This is a genomic window from Dysgonomonas massiliensis, assembly GCF_900240225.1.
Lineage (GTDB): Bacteria > Bacteroidota > Bacteroidia > Bacteroidales > Dysgonomonadaceae > Dysgonomonas > Dysgonomonas massiliensis.
This window is the reverse complement of sequence record NZ_OEPV01000004.1, coordinates 15,820-28,738: the sequence shown is the minus strand read 5'-3', so window position 1 is coordinate 28,738 and position 12,919 is coordinate 15,820. Positions and strand designations below refer to the sequence as shown.

9 protein-coding genes are annotated in these 12,919 nt (G+C 39.2%); 5 read left to right on the top strand and 4 right to left on the bottom strand.

Going from position 1 to position 12,919, the window contains the following annotated elements:
• Positions 1-23: 23 nt before the first annotated feature.
• The 4 genes from C1A06_RS04945 to C1A06_RS04930 form a co-directional block, all read right to left on the bottom strand.
• Positions 24-380, bottom strand: a complete 357-nt coding sequence (locus C1A06_RS04945) for a hypothetical protein (RefSeq protein WP_101689136.1) — start codon at positions 378-380, stop codon at positions 24-26.
• A gap of 96 nt (positions 381-476) precedes the next feature.
• Complete coding sequence (locus C1A06_RS04940) at positions 477-3,440, bottom strand: PEP/pyruvate-binding domain-containing protein (protein WP_101689135.1); 2,964 nt, start codon at positions 3,438-3,440, stop codon at positions 477-479.
• 12 nt (positions 3,441-3,452) lie between these two features.
• The gene (locus C1A06_RS04935; protein ID WP_101689134.1) at positions 3,453-4,175 is read right to left on the bottom strand and encodes a DUF4276 family protein; all 723 of its coding nucleotides are present in this window, start codon (positions 4,173-4,175) and stop codon (positions 3,453-3,455) included.
• 27 nt (positions 4,176-4,202) lie between these two features.
• On the bottom strand, positions 4,203-5,354 hold the full coding sequence (locus C1A06_RS04930; protein ID WP_101689133.1) for an AAA family ATPase: 1,152 nt from the start codon (positions 5,352-5,354) through the stop codon (positions 4,203-4,205).
• Between the two features lie 211 nt (positions 5,355-5,565).
• On the opposite strand from C1A06_RS04930, the gene C1A06_RS04925 reads away from it, so the two are divergent.
• The 5 genes from C1A06_RS04925 to C1A06_RS04905 all read left to right on the top strand — a co-directional run bounded on the left by C1A06_RS04925 (position 5,566) and on the right by C1A06_RS04905 (position 12,894).
• Positions 5,566-7,785 carry a tetratricopeptide repeat protein gene (locus C1A06_RS04925; protein WP_101689132.1) on the top strand — a complete coding sequence of 740 codons (2,220 nt, stop codon included), beginning with the start codon at positions 5,566-5,568 and terminating at the stop codon, positions 7,783-7,785.
• 82 nt (positions 7,786-7,867) lie between these two features.
• A complete protein-coding gene (locus C1A06_RS04920; protein ID WP_101689131.1) occupies positions 7,868-9,613 on the top strand; it encodes a phospho-sugar mutase in 1,746 nt (581 codons plus the stop codon).
• A 215-nt stretch (positions 9,614-9,828) separates the two neighbouring features.
• The gene (locus C1A06_RS04915; protein ID WP_145996342.1) at positions 9,829-11,289 is read left to right on the top strand and encodes a hypothetical protein; all 1,461 of its coding nucleotides are present in this window, start codon (positions 9,829-9,831) and stop codon (positions 11,287-11,289) included.
• A 45-nt stretch (positions 11,290-11,334) separates the two neighbouring features.
• On the top strand, positions 11,335-11,769 hold the full coding sequence (locus C1A06_RS04910) for a hypothetical protein (RefSeq protein WP_101689129.1): 435 nt from the start codon (positions 11,335-11,337) through the stop codon (positions 11,767-11,769).
• Between the two features lie 189 nt (positions 11,770-11,958).
• Positions 11,959-12,894 (top strand): hypothetical protein, encoded by a 936-nt coding sequence (locus tag C1A06_RS04905; protein ID WP_145996341.1) that lies wholly within the window; start codon positions 11,959-11,961, stop codon positions 12,892-12,894.
• Positions 12,895-12,919 lie beyond the last annotated feature (25 nt).

Sequence of the window (12,919 nt, the reverse complement as noted above, 5' to 3'; positions counted from 1 at the left end):
ATTTTTTTCATCTCCTCACGAAGCTATTTAACCAGATATTGGACAACAACACCAGAAGGCATATCTCCTACCAACTGATAATCTTTCGTCTTTTTCTCCCCGGCGTCCATCTTGAACTTATCGTGAACCTCTCCGAGTTGCGGAGAAGCTCCACCACTCATTGTTCCTCGATTATAACGGACGAAAAGTTCAACGGTCACTCCTTCATCATTCTTGTTATGCAATGATACTTTCAGTGTATGACCTTCTACTCTATAATTGTGGCTTACAACTACATTATCATGCTTTTCTTTATCTTCTTTTTCATCATCGCACGACGAGAAAAACATTGCTGATGAAAACATAATTACTGAAATCAATAATAAAACGGGTCTTTTCATATATTCTTTTTTTATTTTGAGCCGCAAAGCTATATAAAATATCAAAAAGCCAAATTTCCCGTTATTATTTTTTAAGCAATATTTACGTCCTATAAATCAATCAACTGGTTTCAGAACAAGACCAATGGATCTTTTTCCATTTATCTTGATAACCGATGGTTTATTGAATTTAACTACACGAATAGCCTCTGACTCGTAGCTAGCCGGTAGCGAATTCAAATATTCTTCGTCGAAGAAACCACCATCCGATACAAACGGATTGATGAAGAAATATCCTACCCCAAATGATGTCAAGTTTTGAAAGAAATGTGTACCCTGACTTGGATCGATCCGATAGTTATTCAAAGCCGTCTCGACAAGCAAGCGTGCATTCGATATCTGCGACCAACGTACCGGAACACCTAACCAATGATCGCTACTACCCCATCGGCCAGGACCGACCAAGATATAACCTTTATCTTCGTTGAGATATGTTCTGTTCAGTTTATCAATTTCTTCGGCCAGTTTGATATTATTTGCAGCATTGAACGTTTCCGATTTGACATACACAATATCTTCCACATCGTCTACTATTCCATGTCCTAATACATTATTTGTATGCAGGAATGTATTTGTCCGATCGACAGTTGACAAATCCTCGTTCATCAGCTCTTTGTTCTGAACAATTGGTCGTACCTGAAGCAGGTAGAAATGGGCTTCTTCACGACTTTTGATATCTACAGCAAATTCAATTTCGACGGCACGTCCCATTTCTTGCTGAGTGATACGCATTATATCTTTCAGTATATCGGTCAACGGGAAAATTTCGTGCTGAAGAATATTTGCAAACGAAATTATTTTTCGTCCTCCTTCGTAATAACCATCGTATATCGTCTGATCTTGAGGCATGAAAGTTGATGAGATGTAACGGATCGAATCATCGGCTTCGGCATCTTTTACCGAAAGCTGCAACAAATTAAAAGCATCGTCTTTTGTTATCTTATTGTACGAGCTACTCAAATTCAGAGCATAGAAATAACGTTGTGTATCGCGCAATGCATAATCCACCGAACTAAGCTGTATAATATTCTGAGGATGGTATGGAGAAAAAGCCAAACTGATTCCACCATCTACAATGTATTTCCCCAAGCCAAGAACCATATTTACAACTCCCTCTTCGGGCTTTTCGTTACCAACCGGATAGAAGTTCAACGAACGTGCAACACCCGAAAATGTAGGATAGAAATGGCTTCCATAAGCTGTACCTACAGCTTCTTGCAGTACAATAGCCATTTTTTCCTGATCGATCAGGTTCTGCGTAGCAATCATATAGGTTTTACTGTCGCGAAAAAATACCGATGCATAAACAGCCTTTATGGCATCGATCAGCATGTGCAAAGTATCGTATTTACTCTCCAGATTTGGGATCATATAAGTAGAATACACTCCGGCAAAAGGTTGATAATGCGAATCTTCAAGCAAACTGGATGATCGGACAGCAATTGGCGCATTAATTGTCTCGAGAAATGCAAGCAGATTTTCCAACAGATCGTCAGGTAAGATACCTCGTAGGAAAGCTTCGAGAATTTCATCGTCCGACAAATCGGACAATGCTATTTTATACAAATCGTTCGACTCCATAAACTCGTCGAACAAGTCTGTACAAAGTACTACTGTGCGAGGAATTTTGACTGTCATTTTCTCATAATCCTCAAACTCGTCATGTATTTTTACCAGATTATCGATGAAAGCCAGACTCCTGCCCTTACCTCCTATCGATCCTTCGCCTATACGTGCAAAGTTGGAATATTCGTCGAAGCGGTCTTTCTGAAAAACAGCAACCACACCAGTATTCTTCATTCTGCGATACTTGATTATGGCATCGTAAATAACCTGACGAGCATCTTCGATATTACTGAAATCCGAAACGTTGATCTTGCGCAATAATTCGGCTATCGGAAAAATAGCACGCGAATAGAAGAACCGCGAGAAATGATGATAATGCATATGATAGACCAGCGATTCGGGCGGAATATCATTGATGCGTCTTTGCATATCTTTCAGACTTCTGATTCTGAATATTTCATCTCCCGTATGGGGATCAATAATAGAAAAGTCTCCAAACCCGAAGTTATTCTTTATCTGATTACGCAAATCGAGAGGAAAGCTTTTCGAGTTTTTATCGATAAAGCAGCATGCCAAATCTTCGGCATACTTTCTGTTTTCGGCTTCGGACGAAGTGAATACAATCGGCATGAAAGGATCTTGTTTCTTAATCCATTTCGATAAGTTATAGCCGGCAAGCTTTTCTTTTACTCCCTCTTGCTTATAGCTCATATCGGTTATCACACCCAGAATATTTTTGGCATATTTCGAGTACATTTCTGTTGCTTCCTCGTAGCTACGAGCTAGTAGTATCTTTGGTCGGCCACGCATTCGCAACATCCGATAGTGCTCATTCAAAGCTTCTTTACTGAATTCTTTCGATTCTTCCAATACAATTTTATACAAAGTAGGCAATGCCGATGAATAAAACCGCACCGAATCTTCAATCAACAGAATAACCTGAACACCAACGCTCTGGGTATCCTGATCGATATTCATCGAATCTTCGATGAGCTTGATGATTGCCAATAAAAGTTCGGAATTGCCCAACCAACTGAATACATAATCTACAGATGACAAGTCTTCATGCTCAAGGCGTTTCGACACCTCACGCGAGAAAGGAGTAAGTACAACAAAGGGGATATTGGGATAAAGTGCTTTTGTCTTTTTCGCCAAACCGAATATATTTACATCATCCATATTTGGCATCTGAATGATCAATCCATAATGATTTTCGGCTAGCTCTTTCAAAGCTTCTTCTTCGGATGTCACCTGCGTAAATCGTGGAGGAAATCGCAGATTGAGAGACATATATTCATCAAATATCTGTTCGTCAATACGTCCGTCTTCTTCCAGCATAAACGAATCGTATTTTGTTGCAATCAGCAATACATTATAGATACGACGATTCATCAGGCTGGCAAACGAAGTGTCTTTGAATCGCAAGTCTGATATATCAATTTTCTTTTCTTTCATCAGCTATTTTCCTTATTTACGTTTATCAGGATTTTTAAAGTCCTCCAATATACTTATCAGCCGATTCAACGACTTAGAGTCACGAGTTACTTCACGTTCTAAAAAATCGACATCCAATTTCCGTACAATGCGCTGTACCTGCCATCTTCTTTTGATGTAGGTTTTACCCACCAAGCGGTAGATGTCATCCAACGTTTTTGCCGGATGCTCTATGATCTCAGGATTGATTGTCGATGGATTGAAGCCCAAACGACGTTGTATCAACTGATTTGTCAAACGTTTATCCATTTTCTCGAAGTGAGTATATTCAGCTATGAACCAAGTTTCTATCTCGCGAATAGCTACAATCATATCCAGATGCCCTGAATCTTTCTCGTATGTTTTCGGGAAAAACTTCAATCCTTTTTCCAAGCGTGGCAATTCATCAAGCGACATGGGATACAAGTCTCGCAAGCCAACCAGCATTTCATAACCTCTGGATCTCAGAGATCGTGTTTGATCCATCATTTCCGATTTGACACGATTATCCGACCCACAATCCGATATAAGCACCTCGTAACGAGGATCGAGCGATATCGAGCGTGTTATATTTATTTCCCGTTTCGGAACGTTTGCTCCTCCGCGATACTGCTTCAGTATTACATTTGTATTATCGACTCCCAGTACTTCCTGAACCAAACGATTCAGAAATATTTGCTCGGTCTGTCCTTCTACAAAAAATGCTATTCTTCTCATAAATAGTTAGTATAAGTAAGAATATTATTATACAAAATCTTCGTCTTCTTCCTCGTCATCTATATCTTCCGAAAATCCCTTCTTATAGAAGTCGGAAGCTAAGAAATCGAAGTTGCATAATCCTGTATATCTAAAATCTTCGTATATATCTTTCGAGTTCGAATAATTATATACGATTGACTCATTTCCATTATTGCGATCGATTACTGTCCAGAATTTCAACGGAATTTTATTCATTATATCGCGATCATTCGTCGTCACAAAGAACTGTATATTCGTATCGTTTATTTTATGCATTGTAATTCCCAACATATCTTTTGCACGGTCCGAATCCAAACCTTCGCCTATATCGTCAAGCAAAACACATATCGAATCATTTTCCATACAAGCATATACCAGCTGAATGAAGTATGACAAGGCACGAAACATACCTTGCGACATCTCGCGCTGATCGATTCTATACTTGCCGTATTCTTCGATATCCAGTCCGTATCCATTTTTGTGCAGATTCATTTGTATATCTGTCACCGAGTAACCAATCTGCTTCATGCATTTGAGAATTTCCTCGGTAAACGCGTCTCCAAATTGAGCCAAGCCTCTATTGAAATAATAGATAATCGAGTTCAGACTATTCTGATTTTTTGCATCTCTCTCCAGATGATTGCAGTCTTTGACCAAAGTATCTTTCTCACGTTGATTAGTAAATTGGAAATCGCGCAGATTATCAGCCCAATCAATAAGGGCCTGACTGAAATAGACTCCATCATCGACCTTATATCTTGCCAACAGACCGGTCTGTTCTTCCAGAGCTGCCTTGTCGAAAAAATGACCTTCCGACCGGCAAAACATTACTTCGCCGTTCAGTTCATATATTTCTTCGGTAATTACGCGTTTCTTGTAAGCTAGAATGTATCGCCCTTGTATATTAGTATTCTTAAACGTAATCTCGTACCTTTCGGTCGGATAGATAGTATCCTCTATAAGAAGTCGCCCTGACAGCAATCGTGCAATATCGCGGATAGCCGACAGTGTGCGGCTTTTCCCTGCAGCATTCTTGCCCACCAACAGGTTGATATTGCTAAACATACGTCCCGCTTTTTCTGGATTTCCATTCTCAACAATCCGCCATTCGCGTGGTTCGCCTTCAAATCGGCTATATTTCAATGAGGTTAGTATCATATCGTTTTCATTTTATTCTATTATCAAATATACTGCATTTAACCTAATTTTCACACAGATCGGTTGCTAAACATAATCATAATCGTACATTTTTTTATATATTATTATATCTTTGTTAAAGACCATTTATTCTCGATTTGCAATCGGAATATGTGATTGGCACATTTATTGATGCACTATCAGATAAACAAAGTACCAAGAATTACAATTGATGAATAGTAAAGATATAATCACAAAGAAACGTACAGTATTGCTCTGTCTGTCAAAAAGGCAGCTAAGCGAGGCATTCAAAAACCTGAACAAGTTGGCTACAGCATTGCAAAACTGGAAAACTCTGGAAACACTAAACGAACTGGAGACAAATTACAAACTGATGCTCCATTATATGTTCGAAGGTGTTGAAGATAGCCAACGCGATATGGTTTATAGCAATCTGCTACGTTCTTTATACGAAATCACAGACGATGTAAGCGATGAGTTGCTGAAACAAGAATCATCGAATATATATTACGAACGTGTTCGCATAGGCGAATTACGCACTCCTATATCAATCAGCGACTTTCAAGCACAATTCAAAAACCTGAGCGAATCACGCGCTTTAGTCGATCTGCTGGAAGAAGGCGAAAACAAACAGACTAAAATAAACGAAATAGCTATCAAACGCGAGCGTATAGCAACCGAGATGTTCAATACTATCTTCATATCGCCACGCACCAGCGAAAGTGTACTGAATGAATATAAAGAGTTTATCGACTCGGAAGATGTTCCTCTTCGCGAGAAATGCTTGTTAATATCAGCAGCGACACTCAGCCTGATACATCGTTTTGACTCGCGCAAAGTACAGCTTCTGATGCATGCAGCCAGTGTTGAGAATATACAGATCAAATCGCGTGCGTTGGTTGGGTTGGTCATCACTATGCAGATGTATGACAACAGATGGCAATTTTATACCGAATTGCAAAGTCAATTAGCTATACTTTCCGAAGATCCCGATTTCAAGACACATATACTAAAAATCATCCTTCAGCTAATCAGATCGCGCGAAACCGAAAAGATCAGCCGAAAGATGACTGAAGAAATTATCCCCGAAATTATGCGGATCAACAATTTGGCCGGAAAAAAACTGAATCTGGACGAGTTGATGGGCGATGGCGATCTGTCGGATAAAAATCCGGAATGGAAAAAAGAACTCGAAGAATCGGGACTGGCAAACAAGCTGCAAGAATATTCGAACCTACAACTCGAAGGAGCCGATGTGTTTCACTCCACATTCGCAAGTCTGAAAAGTTTTCCCTTCTTCTCCGAAATGGCGAACTGGTTCTTACCATTCGATCCTCAGTATTCGCAACTAGCTCCTATCTTTGGCGATACGGCAAACGCATCGCTGCTTAAGACAGCTATAGTAGATTCGAACCAGATGTGTAATTCGGACAAATATTCATTCTGTTTGAGTCTGTTACAAGTACCGGCCAGTCATCGCGAATCGCTGCTCGGTAAAATGCACGCCGAATCGGAAGATTTCAAACAATTGCAACGCGAAGCAGCCGAATTGAATGCTAAATTGAACGAAGAAGTTGCAAGCAACCTTTACATTCAGGACTTGTACCGTTTTTTCAAACTGAATAGCTATCGTAGTAGTTTTGTGGATATTTTCGGGTTGAAACTTAATTTCCACGAAAAAGAATCGTTGAAACCACTTATTTCAGATTATGAAAGTCTGAGACAGATTGCTTTATATTGTTTCGACAAGAATTATTTGACCGAAGCTCTATCTATTTTCGAAGAGATAAAACATATTGGCGAAGACAATATCTGGCAAAAGATAGGTTATTGTAAACAAATGCTCGAAGATATGGACGGAGCATTGGAAGCTTATCTGCATGCCGATCTTCTGACACCAAACAATTCGTGGATACTCCGTCGTATAGCCAATATATATCGCACGATGAAACAACCACAGAAAGCGATCGATTTTTATCAGAAAGCACTGAATATCACACCCGACAATATGAGCCTCGAACTTAATATCGGGCACTGCTATCTGGAATTGAAAGATTACGATAAAGCTCTGAACAGCTATTTCAAAGTAGAGCTAACTGACAGTAAGAATGCAAAAAAAGCATGGCGACCAATTGCCTGGACAGCTTTATTGCAGCATAAATTCGAGCTATCGCAGAAATACTATCAGATCATTCTGGCAGACAAACCTTCTATCCACGATTATCTGAATGCCGGACATACCGAGCTATGCATCGGTAACAAAAAACAAGCAGTAGAATACTACAAAAAAGCGATAAACGAAGAAACTGAATTCGATCAGTTTATCGAGATACTAATGGCCGACAAAGGCACTTTGATAGAATTAGGAGTCGACGAATCGATCTTCAAATTCTTACCCGATCAGATACAATATGCTCTTACAAGCAATTAATATCTTTCAGTAGGACATAAAAGGATATATTTTATTATATTTGCTAGTATAAATCACATATATAAAAGTAAAAAATAACAGCATGGAAAATAAAGATTTGTTGCTTCAGGTAACAGAGAAAGCAAACACTTGGCTATCGGATCAATACGATTCTGAAACGCAAAATGCAGTGCGTGCCTTGTTAAACGACGAAGATAAGAATCCACTTATCGACGCATTCTACAAAGACCTCGAATTCGGAACTGGTGGTCTGAGAGGTGTGATGGGAGCAGGATGCAATCGTATGAACAAATATACTGTTGGAGCTGCAACTCAAGGATTAGCAAATTATCTTCTGCAAGAATTTTCGCATCTGGATCAAATAAAAGTTGTTATTGGCTACGACTGTCGTCATTTCAGCCAAGAATTTTCTCAAATAGTAGCTGGCATTTTCTCGGCAAACGGCATCAAAGCTTATGTTTTCGAAGCACTACGCCCTACTCCTGAAATTTCTTTTGCAATCCGCAAATTAGGATGTCAAAGTGGTGTAATGATCACAGCATCTCACAACCCTCCGAAATATAACGGATATAAAGTATATTGGGAAGACGGTGCGCAGGTAACTCCTCCGCACGATAAAAATATCATTGCCGAAGTAAATCGCGTATCGGTTGACAAGATCAAATTCGAAGCAAACAAATCGTTGATTGAATCGATCGGCGAAGAAATTGACAATGCATTCATCGAGCAACTACAAACAGTTCTATTGTCGAAAGACAGCATCAAGAGACATCACAATATTCCGATTGTTTATACTCCGCTTCACGGAACAGGTATCACAATCATACCTAAAGCTTTGGAAGTAACTGGATTTACAAACGTAATTCTGGTTCCTGAACAAGCTGTTATCAGCGGTGATTTCCCAACTGTCAAATCTCCAAACCCTGAAGAGCCGGCAGCTATGGCAATGGCACTTGCTAAAGGTATGGAAACAAATGCCGAATTGGTATTTGCAACCGACCCGGATGCTGACCGCTTCGGTGCAGGTATCCGCAACGACAAAGGAGAACTTATCCTATTGAATGGTAACCAGATAATGCTGATGCTTATTTATTATCTGATAATTCGCCGTAAAGAGCTTGGAATACTTAAACCAACCGATTATACAGTTCGTACAATCGTTTCGAGTGTATTGACAGAAACAATTTCGAAGAAAAACGGAGTTGAAATGTTCGAATGCTATACCGGATTCAAATGGATTGCATCTGTAATGCGCCAACTTGAAGGCAAACGCCAATACATTGGTGGAGGTGAAGAAAGCTACGGCTTCTTGGCCGAAGATTTCGTTCGCGACAAAGACTCGGTATCTGCAGCAATGTTGTTCGGAGAAATGACTGCTTGGGCTAAAGATCAAGGTAAATCGCTATACGATCTATTGATAGACATCTATGTTGAATACGGATATTCGAAAGAAGAAGGTATTTCAGTAGTTCGCGAAGGCCGTACCGGTGCTGAAGAAATTGAAGCTATGATGAAAAACTTCCGCGAAAATCCGGTTAAGGAAATAGCAGGATCAAAAGTTGTGCTGATCAAAGACTTCGCTAAACTTGAAGCTAAAGATCTGGCTATCAACGAGACTTATACTTTGAAGATGCCTACTACATCGAATGTGCTTCAATACTTTACAGAAGATAATACGAAGGTTTCGATCCGTCCATCGGGAACTGAGCCTAAGATTAAATTCTACTTGGAAGTACACAGCAAACTAGCTTCTCGCGAGCAATACGAAGCTGTTGAAAAAGCTGCTCAACAAAAAATAGAGCAAATCAGAAAAGAACTAAATATCTAAACTGTCTTATCAGTTTCATATTCAGAATAGTAAAAGATGATCGAAAATATCGGTCATCTTTTTTGTTTCAACTCGATTAAACCTTTTCAATTCGGTGCAGTCATAAGGCTAAAGGAACTACAAAGAGAGTAGTAAAAGTCTGAGAATATTAACCAGGCATAGAAGACTCGAATGAAACTTCACTCAGTCAATATCGCTTTAACACATAGATTGCCATGAGAAGAGAAATCCTACCCCTATTCGTATTTTTGGCAATGTTACTCAACTACAGTTGCATTGACAAAAAGGGAACAAAAGCAAATGAAGAAAAGACTACTGAAGCACAGCACAAACCTACTGACTCGTTGGCAACAATTATTCAGCAAGATACAGTAGTTGAGAATCTAAATCCTTCAATTTCCATTACAACTTCAAAGTCGCAACAACAGAATCAAGCTGTTGATTACGATTATGAACCGGCAACGACTGATGAATATATTCCGCAGGATCGCGTAGATACCTACAGAGAGTATCTGGAAAATAATCGCAATATTACAAATCAGTACGATTATAATTACGATAACAACGAAACGTATTATGAATATGACGGATACAATGGCGATTACAGTAATTATCACTATCCCGAATATCCTTACAGCAACAACTATTATCTAGACAATTTCTATGATAATTATTACTATAATTATTTTGACAACTATTCATATTACGACGATTATTACTATTATAACCCTCAATATCCATATTATGGAACGACTAAACCTAGACCGGTAAGACCTCCGGTTAAAGAGCCAAACAGACCTGAAAAGCCAACTGTCAGGCCAAGTAAACCCGATGATAATATAAGGACATCAGATCGCGAAGTTAATCCTGGAACCAGACCTACAACTCCTAGTATTGGCTCTAATATCAGAACTTCGGATCGCGGAACAAGCTCGAGAGAAGAGAAAGAAAATGTACGTGATAGCAATAGGACTCCGTCTACCGACAGAACTACAACAAACAATCTGAGAGACAGAGAGCAACGCGAAGCACAGGAAAGAGCAGAGAAAGAAAGTCGTGAACGTCAAGAACGTGAAGCTAGAGAACAAGCCGAACGTGAAGCTCAGGAACGAGAACAGCGCAGAGCACGCGAGAGAGCAGAACAAGAAAGTCGCGAAAAACAAGAACGTGAAGCTAAAGAAAAAGCCGAACGTGAAGCTAAAGAAAAAGCCGAACGCGAAGCTCAGGAACGAGAACAGCGCAGAGCCAGAGAAAGAGCTGAACAAGAAAGTCGCGAAAGGCAAGAACGTGAAGCTAGAGAACAAGCCGAACGCGAAGCTCAGGAACGAGAACAACGCAGAGCTAGGGAGCGAGCAGAACAAGAAAGTCGCGAAAGACAAGAACGTGAAGCCAAAGAACAAGCCGAACGTGAAGCTCAGGAACGAGAACAACGCAGAGCTAGGGAAAGAGCTGAGCAAGAAAATCGTGAACGACAAGAGCGTGAAGCTAGAGAACAAGCCGAAAGAGAAAGCAGAGAACGCCAAGCACGAGAAAGAGCGGAAAGCGAAAGTCGTAACTCAAGTAGGAGTTCGTCATCAAGTTCTAGTTACAACAGCTCTTCATCATCGAGCAGTTCATCATCAAGTAGCTCCAGTTCATCGAGCAGAAGTTCGTCCAGAGGTTCAAGCAGAAGATAAGCAAACACAAACTAAAATATAATTGAAACTAAAAACTTAAGGATTATGAAAAAGATTGCACTTTATTTATTACTTATCATCGGCTTAGTGAGCTGTAAAGGTGAAGATGGCAGAGATGGCGTAGGAGCTAATATCGTTACACGACAAATTGTTATCCATCAGTCCGACTGGAGATTACAAGGAGAACCTTTTCAATTGGGATCGTATTACTATGCGACCGTAGCTATTCCGGAATTGACTCCTTATGTAATGTCGCAAGGTATCAAACTAGCATATATCGAGCCTGCCGATGGTGTTCAGGTCGGAATCCCCTACGTTGTTCATAAAGGAGAAGAATTTAGCGGCAAAGAGTTGCTTTGGACTAGTACCTACGATTGTGAATATGAAGTAGGTTACGTAACATTCATAGTTACATATTCGGATTTCGATACTTGGAAATCGCCCGATACCGAATATTTCAATGTACTCTTAACTTGGTAATACAAACATATTACAAAGGAAGATCGAGGATTCAAGTTCCCCGGTCTTTTTTTTTATTTCTATTAAGACGAAGCATTTTAAAATATAATATGGATCATATCAAATATATTTAATACCTTTATTACTAATAAAGACTCAATTACCAGATATATTCAAATACAAACATGGTAAAATAAAATAATATAATACATGAAAACTAGACTTTTGTTGAGCAACCTAGCTCTAATGACGCTTTGTGTTTTAGGATTTATATCATGTAATAACGATGATGTTAAATTGATTGATTCTTCTTATAAAACACTCGAGTTTTATAGTGGATTCGACCTCAAGATTCCCGTTTTAGCCAATGATTGGAATATCGAATCGGTAGAATATTTACCATCTGGCGAAACTGTATTGGACAAAAACAACAACCCACTTGCCTTAAAGGGAAATGGAGAAATTACATCGTCTGAAGGTTGGCTAACTCTGAAGCGCGATAGTAAAGATGGGTTCGTAATGAGCTTAAAAGAAAACTTCGATCCAATTAATGAACGTAGGGTCATGATATGTATAAACAGCAACAAGGAACGTGATTATATAACCGTTATTCAAAAGGGAGGTTCTGAGTATAGGCTAGTTAATTGTGTATTTGAAGAAATAGAAGAAGAGAGAGAAATATATACAAGTGCCAAAGATTGTTCTGAGATAATATTAACAAATAACACATCAGAACCTGTTTCGAAACCAACGGGATATATTTTTAAAAATGTTGTCGAGTTTTCGCACTTCGAAAGCAATGACTACGGAGCTTTTAGTTGGATCCCAGAAGGAGATAATATAAGCATAATTCCTCCTACGATACTAATTGACGGCGAAAATCATTCGATGGGAAACAGTATTTTATATAGTGAAAGCCCTGTAAAAACACCTTATATTAAAGATCTTCAAAAAGGAATTAGCATATTGGTACAACCCTATTCTGAAATACGTGTGAAAGGTGAAATTACTTATTGTAAACGAATTTGCAAATATACTTTGACAGTTGAGAATAATGGGACAGGTAACCAATTTGAAGTAGATGGTATTTGGACACAAATCTACCCTCTAATAAGTCATACTATTATCTACGAACCAGAGGAATAATCAGTCTAATAAAATATCATTCTGC